Source organism: Bradyrhizobium sp. CB82, assembly GCF_029714405.1.
In the GTDB taxonomy this organism is placed as follows: domain Bacteria; phylum Pseudomonadota; class Alphaproteobacteria; order Rhizobiales; family Xanthobacteraceae; genus Bradyrhizobium.
The window spans coordinates 7,319,632-7,334,555 of the sequence record NZ_CP121650.1 but is presented as its reverse complement, the minus strand read 5'-3'; the positions used below and the strand labels follow the sequence as shown (position 1 = coordinate 7,334,555).

12 protein-coding genes and 2 pseudogenes are annotated in these 14,924 nt (G+C 61.5%); 2 read left to right on the top strand and 12 right to left on the bottom strand.

The window, feature by feature from the left end:
• Positions 1-2: 2 nt before the first annotated feature.
• Positions 3-1,250, top strand: a complete 1,248-nt coding sequence (locus QA640_RS35445; RefSeq protein ID WP_283037428.1) for an FAD-dependent oxidoreductase — start codon at positions 3-5, stop codon at positions 1,248-1,250.
• A gap of 134 nt (positions 1,251-1,384) precedes the next feature.
• Here the strand turns inward: QA640_RS35445 and QA640_RS35440 are convergent, their stop codons facing one another.
• Genes QA640_RS35440 through QA640_RS35415 form a run of 6 tightly spaced genes read right to left on the bottom strand, consistent with a single transcriptional unit; the run spans position 1,385 to position 7,029 of the window.
• A complete protein-coding gene (locus QA640_RS35440; RefSeq protein WP_283037427.1) occupies positions 1,385-1,789 on the bottom strand; it encodes a hypothetical protein in 405 nt (134 codons plus the stop codon).
• 31 nt (positions 1,790-1,820) lie between these two features.
• Entirely contained in the window at positions 1,821-3,212 is a 1,392-nt protein-coding gene (gene lpdA, locus QA640_RS35435) for a dihydrolipoyl dehydrogenase (RefSeq protein WP_283037426.1), read from the bottom strand.
• Between the two features lie 4 nt (positions 3,213-3,216).
• Positions 3,217-4,491, bottom strand: a complete 1,275-nt coding sequence (locus QA640_RS35430; RefSeq protein ID WP_283037425.1) for a dihydrolipoamide acetyltransferase family protein — start codon at positions 4,489-4,491, stop codon at positions 3,217-3,219.
• A 1-nt stretch (position 4,492) separates the two neighbouring features.
• A complete protein-coding gene (locus QA640_RS35425) occupies positions 4,493-5,506 on the bottom strand; it encodes an alpha-ketoacid dehydrogenase subunit beta (protein ID WP_283037424.1) in 1,014 nt (337 codons plus the stop codon).
• 3 nt (positions 5,507-5,509) lie between these two features.
• The gene (locus tag QA640_RS35420) at positions 5,510-6,796 is read right to left on the bottom strand and encodes a 3-methyl-2-oxobutanoate dehydrogenase (2-methylpropanoyl-transferring) subunit alpha (RefSeq protein ID WP_283037423.1); all 1,287 of its coding nucleotides are present in this window, start codon (positions 6,794-6,796) and stop codon (positions 5,510-5,512) included.
• Positions 6,766-7,029 carry a hypothetical protein gene (locus QA640_RS35415; protein WP_283037422.1) on the bottom strand — a complete coding sequence of 88 codons (264 nt, stop codon included), beginning with the start codon at positions 7,027-7,029 and terminating at the stop codon, positions 6,766-6,768. The genes QA640_RS35420 and QA640_RS35415 overlap by 31 nt, the downstream gene beginning before the upstream one ends.
• 133 nt (positions 7,030-7,162) lie before the next feature.
• Between QA640_RS35415 and QA640_RS35410 the strand changes: the two genes are divergently transcribed.
• Entirely contained in the window at positions 7,163-7,675 is a 513-nt protein-coding gene (locus tag QA640_RS35410) for an Lrp/AsnC family transcriptional regulator (RefSeq protein WP_283037421.1), read from the top strand.
• 175 nt (positions 7,676-7,850) lie between these two features.
• Here the strand turns inward: QA640_RS35410 and QA640_RS35405 are convergent.
• The 6 genes and pseudogenes from QA640_RS35405 to QA640_RS35380 form a co-directional block, all read right to left on the bottom strand.
• A pseudogene (locus tag QA640_RS35405) lies at positions 7,851-7,982 on the bottom strand (LysR family transcriptional regulator); the annotation flags it as partial.
• A gap of 1,654 nt (positions 7,983-9,636) precedes the next feature.
• Complete coding sequence (locus QA640_RS35400) at positions 9,637-10,803, bottom strand: HWE histidine kinase domain-containing protein (protein ID WP_283037420.1); 1,167 nt, start codon at positions 10,801-10,803, stop codon at positions 9,637-9,639.
• A gap of 83 nt (positions 10,804-10,886) precedes the next feature.
• A pseudogene (locus QA640_RS35395) lies at positions 10,887-11,058 on the bottom strand (IS5/IS1182 family transposase); the annotation flags it as partial.
• Positions 11,059-11,116: 58 nt separating this feature from the next.
• On the bottom strand, positions 11,117-13,207 hold the full coding sequence (locus QA640_RS35390) for a hypothetical protein (RefSeq protein ID WP_283037419.1): 2,091 nt from the start codon (positions 13,205-13,207) through the stop codon (positions 11,117-11,119).
• The gene (locus QA640_RS35385; protein WP_283037418.1) at positions 13,174-13,635 is read right to left on the bottom strand and encodes a pyridoxamine 5'-phosphate oxidase family protein; all 462 of its coding nucleotides are present in this window, start codon (positions 13,633-13,635) and stop codon (positions 13,174-13,176) included. The genes QA640_RS35390 and QA640_RS35385 overlap by 34 nt, the downstream gene beginning before the upstream one ends.
• Positions 13,636-14,277: 642 nt before the next feature.
• Positions 14,278-14,517 (bottom strand): hypothetical protein, encoded by a 240-nt coding sequence (locus QA640_RS35380; RefSeq protein ID WP_283037417.1) that lies wholly within the window; start codon positions 14,515-14,517, stop codon positions 14,278-14,280.
• Between the last annotated feature and the right edge of the window lie 407 nt (positions 14,518-14,924).

The window sequence follows — 14,924 nt, the reverse complement described above, 5'->3', positions numbered from 1 at the left end:
TTATGGCAGCGCCGATCAAAACGGACGTCGCAGTCGTCGGTGCCGGCATCATCGGGCTTGCGATCGCGTTTCGGCTGGCGGCGGAAGGCCGGGAGGTTGTCGTCATCGACCCGAACGAGCCGGGGTCGGGAGCCTCATATGGCAATGCCGGAGCCATCGCGCCCTATGGCTGCGCGCCGATCGGCAACCCCGACGTTCTGCGCAGCTTGCCGAGCCTGCTCATTGGCTCGGACAGCCCGCTTGCCATCCGTCTTGCCGCACTGCCGGCCTTGCTTCCCTGGCTGTCGCGCTTTGTTTGGCAGTCCATGCCGGCTCGGGCGCGCCGCAATGGTCAAGCATTGGCGGGTCTCCTGAAGGACGCCATCCCCACCTGGCGTGATCTGGCGATGCAGGCGGGCGTTTCGGATCTCTTTCGCCACGAAGGCTGCCTCTATTTCTATCGCGACAAGATGCCGCCCCGAAACAGCGAATGGGCCGCGCGGCTCAGAGACGAATTGGGTGTTCGGCACGACAGGCTGACCTCGGCCGAGGTCGCAAAGCTCGAGCCTGCGCTTCCTCCTGCGGCTGGCGGTGTGTTCTTTCCGGATGCGGCGCACGTTGTCGACCCCGGCGCCTTGACTCGACGATTGGCGGCTGCGGCGGCGTCCAGAGGCGCTTCGTTTCAACGCGCTCGTGTCGAGCAATCGGAGCCTGGGGACGGCGGGCGCATCACGCTCAATTGCCGCGATCTCGTTGTCGATGCGCGCGCCGTCGTGCTCGCCGCCGGCGCATGGTCGCGCGCTCTCGCGCGGCAAGGTGGAGTGAACGTTCCCCTCGATACGGAGCGTGGCTACCACGTCGAATTCGCGATGGAGACTTGTCCCATCCAAAGGCCCGTAAGCCCTGTCGATCTCGGGTTCTATGTCACGCCGATGGAAGGTCGTCTGCGAGTTGCCGGCACGGTCGAGCTTGGCGGCCTGTCCGCGCCACTCAATCCCAATCGTATCGCTGTTCTCGAGCGCGGTGTGCGCAAATTGTTTCCGAATCTGGGATCCGTTCAGAACCAATGGTTGGGCTTTCGGCCGTCGCTTCCGGACTCGCTGCCGGTGATCGGACGCAGCCGACTTCATCCGGGTATCATCCTCGCGTTTGGTCATGGGCATCTCGGCCTGACGCTCGCCGGCGTGACGAGCCGCATCGTCGCAGGCCTCCTCGAAAATCGAAATGACATTTCGAACCTTTCGGCATTCCGGCCCGATCGATTCGGATGAGATGTTGTGCAGTTGAGAAGCAGAAATCATCTGCCCGAACTGAGCCTTCCTCCGTAAACCGAAGCGGACTTGGAAGCAGGCAATCCTCCGAAACTCGATACGAGCGTCGCGGCAGCAGGTGCGTGAGAGTCCCCTTAGAGCTTGAAATCGACGGCCTGGCGAACAACGGCCGCCTTGTCGAAGTCATTGATCTCATCGATAAGCTCGTTGGTAAAGACAGCGGCTGGCTCCCCGATCTGCCGGGGCAGATCCGAGTTCTTCGTGCTCTCGGATGAAATCCTGATCCAGGATTCCCACTCGGCCCTCGTGGAGGCGTCCCATCGCTGATCCGGATCGTCGGGCAAACGAATCCAATTTTCCTTGCGGCGGCGTAGTATTGTCTCGATCTCCCGCCTGCTTTCTTCCTCGGTTGGGCGTTCATCCTGGCGCCGTCCGGGTGCTACCCGACAAGGCGATCGCGTCCCCCAAAACTTGGCTCGTAGAGTCTTCTTGTCGACCTTGCCCACGCCTGTCATTGGCAGCTGATTGACGAACTTCACCTGCCTCGGAGCATGGGTGGCTCCTGTTCGCCTAGATATGAATTGCGTGCCCCAGCGATTTCAGCGCGGCCTCGTGAAAGGCTTCGCTTTGAGTGGGGTGCGCGTGGATGGTCATCGCGACATCCTCGAGGCGTGCACCCATCTCCAGTGCAAGACTGAAGGCCGCTGAAAGCTCGGCGATGCCGGCGCCGACGCCCTGGATACCCAACAGGAGGTGATTGTCGGCTCGCACGACCGTCCGGATGAAGCCGTCTTCCCGCTCCAGCGTCAGTGCGCGGCCGTTGGCCTTGAACGGAAAGAGGTCCGTCTTGACGTCGAAGCCCTGGCCGCTCGCCTCATTCGGTGACAAGCCGACGGTGACGATCTCGGGATCGGTGAAGCAGATCGCGGGGATCGAAATCCGGTCCCAGGCGCGACGGCGACCGGCAACGATTTCGGCCACCATTTCGCCTTGCGCCATGGCGCGATGCGCCAGCATCGGCTCTCCCGTGACGTCGCCGATCGCGAAGATGCCGTGCATCGAGGTGCGGCAGCGGTCGTCAATCCGGATGAAAGGTCCGGTCATGTCGAGATCGAGAGTCTCGAGGCCAAAGCCGGTCGTCGAGGGCCTTCGGCCGACTGTAACAAGGATTTTATCGGCATCCAGCGTCGTCTGCTCGCCGCTGGCAGTCTGGATCGCGAGCCCGGTGCCGTCGGCGACCGACGCTCTCGCGCCCGTCAGAACCGTGACTCCGAGCGCGCTCAGGCGCCTTGCGACGGGCTCGCTCAGGTCGCGATCATATTGGGGGAGAATGCGTGGTGCGGCCTCGACGACCGTGACCGCCGCGCCGATTTTAGCAAACGCAGTGCCGAGCTCAAGGCCAATGTATCCGCCGCCGACCACGACAAGCTTCTGCGGGATTTCGGTGAGCGCCAAAGCCTCGGTCGAGGAGATCACGCGGCCCCCAAAGGGAAGAAACGGCAGCGCAACCGGCTCGGAGCCCGTCGCGATCACCACCGTTTCGGCATGGATCACCTGTCGGCCGGATTGCGTTTCGACCTCGACGGTTTTGCCGTCGCGGAAACGGGCGTAGCCAGCCGCAAGCCTGACACCACCCCTCTTCAAAAGACCGGCCACCCCGCCGTTCAGACGTCGGACGATATTGTCCTTCCAGGCGATTGTTTTGGCGAAGTCGAGCGACGGCTTCGCCGCGATAATACCGAGCGCGCTCCGGCCCTCCGCGGCGCGCGCAACGGTTTCATACTCACCGGCCGCATGGATCAAGGCCTTGGAAGGAATGCAGCCGACATTGAGACAGGTTCCGCCAGGCTTTTCGGCCTCGACGATGATCGTATCGATGCCGAGCTGGCCGGCGCGGATCGCGCAGGTGTAGCCGCCGGGGCCCGCGCCGATGACAAGGAGCTTGCAGGTGATTTCGGTCATCGTCCTATGCGTCAATGAAGATCATGGCCGGTGTCTCCAGCTGTGTCTTGATCCGTTGTACGAACTGGGCCGCATCGAACCCATCGATGACCCGGTGATCGAAGCTGGACGACAAGTTCATCATCTGGCGCGGCACGAAGGCGGCGCCATTCCAATGCGGACGGACTGCGATGCGATTGACTCCGACGATTGCGACCTCCGGATGATTGATGATGGGTGTCGTCGCGAGCCCGCCCAGTGCGCCGAGCGATGTGATCGTGATGGTCGAGCCGGTGAGATCGTCGCGGGTGGCGCTGCCGTTCCGAGCCGCTTCCGCGAGCCTTGCGACCTCGGCGGCGCAACTCCAGAGGTCGCGCGCTTCCGTATGCCGGACGACGGGGACCACCAAGCCGGTCGGGGTTTGCGTGGCGATCCCGATATGAACGCCTGCGTGCTGGTGAACGATCCCGGCCTCGTCGTCGAAATGGGCATTGAGATGCTGCTGCTCGGCGATCGCGCGCACCATGGCGCGCATCAGGAACGGCAACATTGTCAGCTTGGGTTTACCCGGCTGCTTCTGGCTGTTGAGCTTCGCGCGCAAATCCTCGAGCGCAGTGACATCGACCTCCTCGACATAGGTGATGTGCGGAATGCGCGAGCTCGCAATCGACATCTTCTCGGCGATCTTGCGGCGCAAGCCGACGATCTTGACGTCGGTTACCGCGGTTTGGGTTGGATACGGCGTCGCCCTCGTTCCGGTACGGCTGCGCGCGAGATGGGCATCAAGATCATCATGGGTGATCCGCCCAGCGGGACCCGTACCGCGGATCTGACGCAAGTCGACGCCTGCCTCCCGCGCGCGGAGTCGAACCGCGGGGGCGGCCAGAGGCCGATCGCCAGCTCGGTCGAGCGGCGCTGCGGAGGGCTGCGATTTCACTGGGTTGGGCGGCACGTTCGCCGGCCCCTGCGGAGCGCTTGCGGCATGATCAGGCGTTTTGGCCGAAGCACTTGCTGCGGGCGATCCGAGCTTCACTACCTCCGGCGCCGGCTCATTCTTGCCGCCCACCTCGAGCCGAACGAAGTCCGAGCCGATGGCGAGCAGGTCGCCCACATTGCCCGCGAGCCAGATGACGCGCCCGTCCGTCGGCGAGGGGATTTCCACCGTCGCCTTGTCGGTCATGACGGCACCGAGCACGGCGTCTTCGCGCACGACATCGCCGACCTTCACGTGCCATTCGACGAGCTCGGCTTCCGCAATGCCTTCGCCGACGTCGGGTAGCCTGACCACGCGCTCGGCCATCTCAAGCCTCCAGCGTTTCCATCAGCGCGCGACCGATTCGCGCAGGGCCCGGAAAGTAATCCCATTCCTGCGCGTGCGGGTAGGGCGTATCCCAGCCGGCAACGCGCACGATGGGTGCTTCAAGATGATAAAAGCATCGCGTCTGAACCAGCGCGCAGAGCTCGGCGCCGAAGCCGGATGTGAGCGTTGCCTCATGCACGATGACGCAGCGTCCGGTCTTCTTGACCGAGGCTTCGATGGTGTCGAGGTCGAGTGGCAGCAGCGAGCGAAGATCGATGATCTCGGCATCGACGCCGGTTTCGGTCGCGGCGGTTTCGGCGACATGAACCATGGTGCCGTAGGCGAGGATGGTGACGGCCTTGCCCTGCCTGCGGATCGCGGCGCTACCGAGGGGAACTGCAAAGTGCCCGTCGTCGACCTCGCCGAGATCATGCTTCGACCACGGCGTCACCGGCCGGTCGTGATGACCGTCGAATGGACCGTTATAGAGCCGCTTCGGTTCGAGGAAGATCACGGGATCGGGGTCTTCGATCGCAGAGATCAACAGGCCCTTGGCGTCGCGTGGGTTCGACGGCACGACGGTCTTGATACCGCAGACATGCGTGAACAGGGCTTCCGGGCTCTGGCTGTGCGTCTGGCCGCCAAAAATGCCGCCGCCGGTCGGCATGCGCACCACGAGCGGGCAGGTGAATTGGCCGTTGGAGCGATAGCGCAGCCGCGCGGCCTCGGAGACGATCTGGTCGTAGGCCGGATACATATAATCGGCGAACTGGATTTCGACACAGGGTCTCAGGCCATAGGCCGCCATGCCCACTGCGATGCCGACGATGCCGAGCTCGCTGATCGGAGTATCGAAGCAGCGGCTCGTTCCGTATTTCGCTTGCAGGCCTTGGCTGGCGCGAAACACGCCCCCGAAATAGCCGACGTCCTCGCCGAACACGACGACGTTATCGTTGCGCGACATCATCACATCCATGGCGTCGCGAATCGCCTCGATCATGGTCCGCCGTGGCATGGTTCAGACTCCGGCTTCCTGGCGCTGGCGGCGCAGGTGGGGCGGCATATCCGCGAATACGCCCTCGAACATGTCGCGCGCCGAAGGACGTTGATCGGAATGGAGGGTACCGTAGCTCTCTGCCTCCTTTTGGGCCGAGACCACGGAGTCCAGGATCTCCGCCTCGGCCTGCTTGTGCCGCTCCTCCGACCAGGCGCCACGGACGATCAAATGGTTCTTCAGCCTGATCACGGGATCTCCGAGCGGCCACGCTTCGGACTCAGTCTTCGGCCGATAGCCGGCAGGATCGTCCGAGGTCGAATGCGCGCCGACGCGATAGGTCACGTGCTCGATCAGGGTCGGGCCGAGATTGCGGCGTGCACGCTCGCACGCCCATTTCGCGACCGCATGGGCTGCGAGGTAGTCGTTGCCATCGACGCGTAGCGCCGGAATGCCGAAGCCGAGACCGCGCGCCGCGAACGTGCCGGAGCCACCACGCGCGATGCCCTGGAAAGTCGAGATGGCCCATTGATTGTTGACGATGTTCAGCACGACCGGCGCGCGATAGGTCGAGGCGAACACGAGGGCCGCGTGGAAGTCGGATTCGGCCGTTGCGCCATCGCCGATCCAGGCGATAGCAATCTTCGTGTCGTTCTTGATCGCTGAGGCCATCGCCCAGCCGACCGCCTGAATGTATTGGGTGGCAAGATTTCCCGAGATCGTGAAGAAGCCGTGCTCTCTGGAGGAATACATCACGGGCAGCTGGCGCCCCTTCAGAGGATCGTGTGTGTTGGAGTAGATCTGGCAGGCCATCTCGACCAGCGAGTAGCCGCCGGCGATCAAAAGCCCGGCTTGGCGATAGGTCGGAAAATTCATGTCCCCCGGTTTGAGCGCCTTGCGAAAGGCGCAGCTCACGGCCTCTTCGCCCATGTGCTGCATATAGAACGACGTCTTGCCCTGACGCTGCGCCATCTGCATGCGCGCATCAAACGCACGCAATGTCATCATGTGACGCAAGCCCTCGAGCAGTTCGCTGTCCGAGAGCGCGCCAGCCCAGGGACCGACGGCCTCGCCGTCGCGATTGAGCACGCGAATGACCGAGAAGGCGAAATCACGTATCGTCTCGGCATCCACGTCGACGTCGGGACGATTGACCTGGCCTGCGCGCGGAATGCGGATGTTCGAGAAATCCGGTGTGCCGCCCGGGCGAACCGCCGGCTCCGGCACATGCAGCCTCAGTGGCGGATACTCGGCGGATTGAGCCGCCTCGTCTTGCGGGATCACGTCACGGATGAGGTTGGGGTCGGGCATTGGCTTTCACCTCTCACCTCGATTGCATCGATGCAGAATAACGCACCAACGCGGCGAACGAGCCGGTCGATGACGTCGCGGTCATTGATGTCTATGGAAGCCGAGATGCGGCAGGCGTTCGCGTCTGCCCGCGCGCTGACCGCAGCAACGGGCAGCCCTGCAACACGGGCCTGGTCGAGCAGGCGGCCGAGTGCGGCGTGCATATCGCTGGTCTGCAGTTCGAGAAAAAACACCGCATGCGTCTCATTTTGAAGTACATCGTACTGGTAAAAACCAGGATTGTTGTTCTTTTGATCTGGGTATAGTCTGAAATCGCGATAGGAATTTTCTATATCTCAGTCGCAAAGCCAGAATGGAGTTCTTGGTATGGCATCGGTCGGACGTGCCACAGGGCCTGCCAAAGCTCCGCGCAAGGATGCGCTTCGGCTCGACGAGATTGATCGCAAGATCCTGCGCGCCTTGCAGCAGGATGCGCGCCTGACGACGGCGCAACTCGCCGACAGGATCGGGCTCTCCACCACGCCATGCTGGAACAGGCTGAAGCGTCTCGAGACGCAGGGCTATATCGATGGCTACGTCGCGCTGCTCAATCAGGACAAGCTTGGCCTGCCCGAAACGGTCATCATAGAGCTGACGCTCGACCGCCACGACGAGGAGATGCTCGAACGCTTTGGCCAATTGCTTACGAATTTGCCGGAAGTGATCGAGGCCTATCTTACCACCGGCGATTACGATTACATCGTGAAGGTCGCGGTCGAAAGCACCGCCGGCTATGAACGCTTCCTGCGCGAAAAGCTCTATCGCATTCCGGGCATCCGCCACAGCCGCTCATCGTTTGCGCTGCGCTGCCTGAAGAAGCTGACCTCGGTGCAGGTTTAGTCACATGCGTCCGCGGCGATGGGAGGACGTCACGCGGTGTGACGCCCTCTCCTTGCGTTCGAGTTGAAAGCGTGCGGCTCGCCAGAACGCGGTCTTCTTGCCGATGATGCCGATATAGCTGGATCGCACCAGAGCTCACCAGCGCCCGTTCTTCTTGACGATGGACGCCGATCTGCTCCTCCAGGTTGCGGATCTGCATGCTGACCGCAGAAGGAGACCGGTTCGATTCCTCGGCAGCCTTCCGGAAGCTTTCGTGCTCGGCTGCAAGCAGGAAGGTTTGGAGAAGCTTGAGATTGATGTTCGACAAGTCTTTTTGCCTGGGGTTTGCGCTTAGACACGGCTTGGCCGAACGCGTGCCGGGGAAGGGCCTCGGTCGCGTAGTATATCTTGATTCAGGTCAGCAGCGGGTCAAAGCTGCCGCGCAAGGGCAACTCTTGAGGCAAAGCGGCGCTTCCGGGCACAATTTTCTAACCTCCTACAGAGCGTGAACGCCGCCGACTGCGCGCTGGCGGGCGGGAGTTTTTATTCCGGGACCGCAAGGCGATTGGCCGGCTTGTCCGGCGATCCGTAGGATGGGTGGTCGCGGACTTAACGTTCAGTAAAACGCAATACTAAACATAACTTTTCAAACTCGGGGTCGTTCTCGCCGCGCGCCGGAGCGGTGCGCTGCTGGCCATCAGAAGACTTTCCGGGGAGCAGATGGTCGCCCCTTGAACGTTGGTTCCCACGAGGAGAGCGAACGAGTCGTCCGCACGCAGATTGAGATCACTGTTGCTAACCTGCCTACTATCTGAAGGTGGAGAAATTCCGAGCGGCTCCGGCTTTTTTCGCACCGCATCCTTCGCAACGATCGAATCGCACCAAGCTCCGGTGATGCACTGCGGCGGTACAAAGCGCCCACATCAATAATTTTCATCGGTCTCGAAGAAAGCCACTTGACGGCCCATCGAATTTAGTATTTTGTTTAGTGAAATAAAAACATAAACATCGCTCGTCGAGGCGATGTTTGGGGAGACCGTCCGGACCCGTTTCCGGAGCGGCCCGTCTGGAAACCCGAGAGGAGACAACAATGCCCCACTGCTCCGAGCGTCTTGGATCTGGCAGAACCGCCCGTTGCGCAGTTTGTGATGGCAAGTTTGGTCTCGTCCGGTACTACTCGTGGCAAACTCCCCTTTGTTCCAAGAAGTGCGTCGATCGCTTCAGAGCCCGCCGGGCAAGTGACTGCAATTGGCTGGGCCGGCTCCAAATCGCCCTGTTCCGGGCGCCAGGCTTCACAACGTTGTCCGGTGGCCCTTAGCCAACGCGTTCTGAGGGACGCGGCCGACGTAAGCTGCGGCTCACGCCATTGAAATTGGGTGTCCCTCAGGTCGAGGCGCTGCCGTCGCCGTGACGCGGTCGCGTCGAGGTCGAGGGCGATGCCGTGCTCGACGTAGTGCGCAGGCAAAGGCCTTACGCCTCGTGCGGTAGTGGCCGGCTATAGCGGCGAGCGGCTAAACCTTCGTATCGTTCCTTGATCCCTTTGGATACCCGACGACCACATACATTCAATTGAGCCGCTGATCGCGATTATCTAGCTTTGGTGTGCGGTAGCGCTCCCGCTATCGCTGCCCTCTTGGGCGTTTCCTCCCTAGACTTGGGCCGCTTGTGGCAACGCAGGCGGCCTTCTTTTTGTGTGCACCCCCATCGGTTTCTCGGGTCCTTTGAGCCGCGGGCGTATGGTGCCAGAAACGCGCGACCGCACATTATGCAGAATGTCTGTTGCGAAGAAATTCGCGGTTGCAGTTACACTGGGGAGGCTCGCCAGAAGTCCGCTAAGCGCTTATAGCGACCAATTTCTGCTTCGTAGGGATGAGCCAAATCCGAACATCGCTTGCGATCCGTTTCCCCAGCTATAGCTTTCGCCGCGCTAGACCCGCACATACCCAGCAACCAGGTCGTCTGGGCGACCGCCTGGCACTCCCTCAGACTGCAAGACGATCCAAAGGAATCAAGACCCTCAACCTAAGCCCGCTCGATAGCCAACTATGCTCAACCTTGCCGCCGAGCTGATCAGCAATGCTGCGCTCCGCAAGCACACTCCCAAAGCCTTTAACTGACGGCGGAGCAACAATAGCCGGGCCGCCTTTCTCTTCCCAATCAAGTTGGAAGTCCCCGCCATGCGTCTCCCATGTGATGCTGATCGAACCGGTCGGCTCTGATAGCGCGCCATACTTGGCCGCATTCGTCGTGGTTTCATGCAGCGCGAGAGCGAGACTTGTCACGGCCATAGCACCCACGGGCACGGCAGGTCCCCTTAAGATGATGCGTTCGCCGGACGTATCATCTTCGTACGGCCGCACGATTGTTCGCACGACGTCTCCGACCGTCGTTCGCTCGCTGTGTGCCTCCGTACCCATGATCCCAGGACGGATTAGGTCCTTGGCCCGCATGAGAGCGTCCAGACGGCCTCGTAACGATTGAGCCATTTCCTGCGGCGTTCGAGCTGACCGAGCACTCAGACTGATGATGCCGTGGAAGATGGCGAACAGGTTCTTCACCCGGTGGTTCGCCTCGCGAGCAAGCAACCGTTGGCGCTCTTGTGCAACGACCCGCTCGGTCGTCTCACTAACGATGCAAAGAACACCGCCGATTTCGCCCGTTTCATCCTGAACCGGTGAATAGGAAATGTCGAAGTAAACGGTCTCTGGGTAGCCGTGACGCTCGATGTAGAATGGGCGATCCTTGGCGAAGACCGTCTCGCCAGTATCGAGGACGCGTCGGAGCAAGGGTTCCAAGTCGTCCCACAGCTCGGCCCAATTCTCGCGGGCAGGTCGTCCAAGAGCCCTCGGATGCTTCTGGCCTATCGTCGGCGCATAGGCGTCATTGTACAGCGCCACAAACTCCGGCCCCCAGAACAGCACGATCTGTGCTTTGGCGGGCAGCATAAGGCTGACCGCGCCCTTAAGGTGGGTTGGCCATCCGACGATTGGCCCCAAGCTGGTGGCAGACCAGTCAAGAGACCTAATGAGTGCGGCAGCTTCGCCCTCACCCTGGGGAAAATCGCCTTCAACTTTGCGAACGGTGCCCATGGCGTTCAACAAGCAGATTTTACCGTCGGGAACAAGGCTCGCGACACCAGCCTGTGTCAAGTCCGTTTCGTCTTGGCCGTGTAAAAACGGCCTTGCAGGGCAGCCAGTCTTGAAGCCAAGACTGGGCCAGCATCAGGCCGCGATCACGGCGACCAGCGGCCTGATCCGAGGATATTCATTGCTCGGGTCAGATTATAGGCCAGGACCGAGAGGGCCATCTCGGCGCGGCTACCTTTGGGAGAGTTTTGGTCAGGAATGCGTCGCTCCCATGCGTGCCTTCATCGTGCCGAACGGATGCTCGACAGTCTCGCGACGACGGCTGCGCGACGAGACGAGCGGGCCGATCCCAAACACCTCAATTTGGAAATGTTTGTCACGTGTGCAACTCATCGAGCAGAGCTTTGGCCTCCTTCAAGTCGAGCGTATCGAAGCCTTCGGTGAACCAACCATAGACCGGAGCGAGAAGATCGTGGGCTTCGCTGCATTTGCCCTGGGCGCGCCAAAGCCGGGCGAGATCGGTGGCGGCGCGCAGCTCAAGCGATTTCGCAGCTTGGCTCCGGGCGAGCTTGATTCCATCCTTCAGCCAGACCTCCGCTTCGATCCTCTCGCCCCTTGCCGCATAATACGCGCCTCTCAGCCTGTACAACTCCGCCTGATAGAACAATTGCGCGGTCGCCGCGGCGGTCTCGCTAGCACGGTCGAGCGCGTCGAACGCGGCGTCGAACTGGCCAGTGGCCGCATGAGCTTCCGCAGTGAAACAGTGCCACATGGGATCGTAAAGTCGGGCGCCGGTCCCATGCCAGCAGGCAAAGCCCGCGCGAACCTCCGCGATCCCTTCCTCATGTTGGCCGAGGTGGGCGAGTGCCACGCCCCGGCAGATGGTTCCTATAGCAAGTCGCGCAGAAAGGCCATGCTCGCGCGCGACGGTGATCGCTGCTTCAGCTTGCCGTCGTGCCGCCTGAAACTCCTGTCGCCACTGGCGTACGATTGCGGAAAAGGTTAGGGCCAGCGCATGGAAGCTTGGTGTCGCAAGTGCTTCGCTGAGAACCAGCCCCGCCTCGAGCGTCGCCACAGCGCGCTCTGGGAAGCCGAGGAGCCATTGGATACAGGAGAGATGAAGGCGGCCAATGACGCCGGGGGAATCCGCATAGAGCGAGATGTAGGCACGGCGGTTTCCCGAAGCCGCCGCTTCGTCAAATGAAATGGCTTGATCGAGCTGTTCACGCGCCTCGCTGAAGCGGCCGAGGAAGAATCGCGTGGAGCCCAAGCTGCGGTGGGCAAGAGCGCGTTGCAGCGATCGCCCCTGTTCCTGTGCGAGCACCGCCAGCTGTTCGGCGAGATCGCCAGCCCTGAGGAGTTCGCCGCGGGTGAAATAGCAATTCCACAACCCGCGCAGAACCGGAAACAGCTCGCTTGAGCGGCGGAGCCGCTCGCACAATTCCCTTGCCCGGAGATAGGTCCGCTCGACCTCCGGAGCGGCGTAGCCCTTAGTTGCGGTCAGCGGACCACCAATCGCCATTTGAAGCGCGAATTCTGTCTCGACACGTTGGGGCGTATCGGGCAGGGTCTCGACGAGTTTCAGCCCATTGCTGAGATGCGCGATCGCCTCGATATTTGCGGAACGCTCGCTCGCGCGCTCGCCACCGCGGAGCCAGTACCGAATCGCCCGCTCCACCATCTTTGCTTCCGCGAAGTGATGAGCCAACAGCTCGGGCCGCGTTTCCACTATTTCCGGAAAGTGACCCTCCATCGCAGTTGCGATTTGGGCGTGCAGCGACCGACGTGGGCCGCGCAGCAGCGTGCCGTAGGCGGCGTCCTGCACCAGCGCGTGTTTGAATAGGAAGGTCGCCTGCGGTGGCGTGCCTTGGCTGAACACGAGCCCGGCATCGCTAAGCCGCCCTAGTGACCTCTTCACCGCCTCTTCGTTGTTGTGCGCAACGAGGACCAGCAGCTCATAGGAGAACTCCCGGCCAATTGCGGCACCGATCTGTGCTATCTCTTTCGCGGTCGTCCCGATCCGGTCGAGCCGAGCCATCAGCGACGCATGCAAGCTCGCGGGGACTGCCCGCGCCGGCGAGGGAACCGCCGCCGCAATCTGCGTCGCTTCCAGCTCTTCCCCGGTCTCCAACACCGCTTTTGTCATCTCCTCGACGAACAAGGGGATGCCGTCGGTGCGTTCGATGATGTCCTTGCTAATGTCCGCCGACAGCGGTTTGTTACCGACGACGCGCTCGATCAGGGTGTTGACGTCACGCTGTCCGAGCCGGTTGAGGGCAAGAGTTGTGACGTGCGGCTGTCCGATCCATGGCGCCTCGAACTCCGGCCGAAACGTCACGATCAATAGCACGCGAAGGCTCGCAATCTGATCCACCGTGCGGCCAAACGCTTCCAGGCTCGTGGGGTCGGCCCAGTGCACGTCCTCCAAGATCATCAGCACGGGGCTGGAGCGCGCCAGGGCTTCCAACCGTATGCCGAGGGCCTCCAGCGTCTTCTGTCGGCGCTGTTCGGGACTAAGGTCCAGAGCGGGATAGCGTCCGTCGGCAGCGGACCGGGCATGGATTTCTGTTCCGGATATCTCTGAAATAGCAGGCGCAGCGCTTTTTCGCCTTCGACCGGATCGTTCACGACTTCGGCCCGCGCCGCCATGGACAGCCCGGTGATTTCCATGACCTGCGACGCATCGTCGTCGATCGCGAGAGATGCGCGGTTGTCGCGGGTCAGATTGAATGCTTTTTGGCTGTCTTTCCCGCACAGGAAATAGATCGCAAAGCCGTCGTTGGCGTAGCCTACGGTAGTTACCTGGGGCCAGCCGTCCGGGCGCAGCGTCGCGATGCGCATGGTGCGGTGCTGATCGAGCAATGCCTGAATCTTGCGCCTTGATATATCGTCCATGGTCAACCTTCACGTTCGCCCGCAGCATGGAGCACAATAGCGAAGATGAGCGAAGAGAGGTTGAGGCAAATCAAGGCGATGGCTGAGCGTACGCCGAGCTCGATCGTGTTACGGCCGGTGCAGCGATAAGAGTTCGCCGTTCAGTAGCCGGATCGGCCGTATCCGCGCATGTGGCGCTAGTTCAAGCACGATCTAGTTCTCGAAGGATTTGATCGCGGTGCGCAATGAATTGCGCTTGCGTGCAGAGAAATGTTTCCAAGAGTGTGCGGGGCCAAAGTTGCGTCGTACCCATGATGTTCAAGGTCTTCGATACGATGTTCTTGGTCGGAAACGTTCTGCTCGCCACGCAGCAGGTGACGCTCAGCTTGCTCTAGATGTTGAAGTTGGCGGGACCGATCCATCTTGGCTCCTCGCAATAGGCGGGAGCGCGATCGGGTCTCTCAGCCACCGACGCCTACGGCAGAGCCTTTGCCGGTGATGCGCGAATGATACACTAGATGGCGGCTTATTTCCGTTGTGGGCGCAAATTTAATTCAGGCGGCGAACGGCGTTGCCCCGGCAGGGCCCGATCAGGTGGACGAGCACGCGACCTCGCCGAGCCAATAACCATGACGATGAAAGGATCCGCCAACTAAGGCGGCCTTACTCTTGCGCCCTGTTCTGCCCTTGCACTGCAATGACGCCAAGGACTTTGAACGACTGCTCGAGCACGTCTCGCGACTGTTCAAGCGCTGCGCGGGTCTGCTCGAATGCTCGCCGCGCTCGTTCACAAGCCAGCTTCGCCGCCTTGATCTCTTCGCTTGTCATGATGCGGTAGTTCGCTTCTTCAGCAAGGTGGGCTTCAAGGGAATGGATTGGTTTGAATGGACGGCGATGCTGCATGAAAGTCTCCCTCCGCTTGCGGGTCCTAATCCGCATGGTTCAGCACCGGCGATCCTAATCAGGCCACTGCGATTTTCAACTCAGACCACGTCGGAAGCAGGCCAGCGGCCGGACCCGCATGCGAACGCCTTGGCAAATGAGGGTTTCGGGAACCCGCAGGTGGTCCTTGCGTCCGTTTCGGGTCGATTTCTGAGGCCGCCTCCACCTTGCGTTCATTAGGCGGGCGATAACGGCACGGCGGTAGGAGTATGTCCTTTGACCCGATGGCCGCTGCGGTCGATTGGCTCGACGCCTACCGTGATGGCGATATTACAGCAATGCTTGCAATGTACGCCGATAATGCCGTGGTTCACTGCAGTTGCGGGGACCGCGCGACGCAGTTGCCTCTGCGTTTTTGAACTTTTCCA

Coding starts and splice junctions, on each gene's coding strand:
- QA640_RS35445 (WP_283037428.1), top strand. CDS start 3: ATGGCAGCGCCGATCAAAACGGACGTCGCAGTCGTCGGTGCCGGCATC.
- lpdA (WP_283037426.1), bottom strand. CDS start 3,212: ATGACCGAAATCACCTGCAAGCTCCTTGTCATCGGCGCGGGCCCCGGC.
- QA640_RS35385 (WP_283037418.1), bottom strand. CDS start 13,635: ATGGACGATATATCAAGGCGCAAGATTCAGGCATTGCTCGATCAGCAC.
- QA640_RS35380 (WP_283037417.1), bottom strand. CDS start 14,517: ATGCAGCATCGCCGTCCATTCAAACCAATCCATTCCCTTGAAGCCCAC.
- QA640_RS35420 (WP_283037423.1), bottom strand. CDS start 6,796: ATGCCCGACCCCAACCTCATCCGTGACGTGATCCCGCAAGACGAGGCG.
- QA640_RS35425 (WP_283037424.1), bottom strand. CDS start 5,506: ATGCCACGGCGGACCATGATCGAGGCGATTCGCGACGCCATGGATGTG.
- QA640_RS35430 (WP_283037425.1), bottom strand. CDS start 4,491: ATGGCCGAGCGCGTGGTCAGGCTACCCGACGTCGGCGAAGGCATTGCG.
- QA640_RS35410 (WP_283037421.1), top strand. CDS start 7,163: ATGGCATCGGTCGGACGTGCCACAGGGCCTGCCAAAGCTCCGCGCAAG.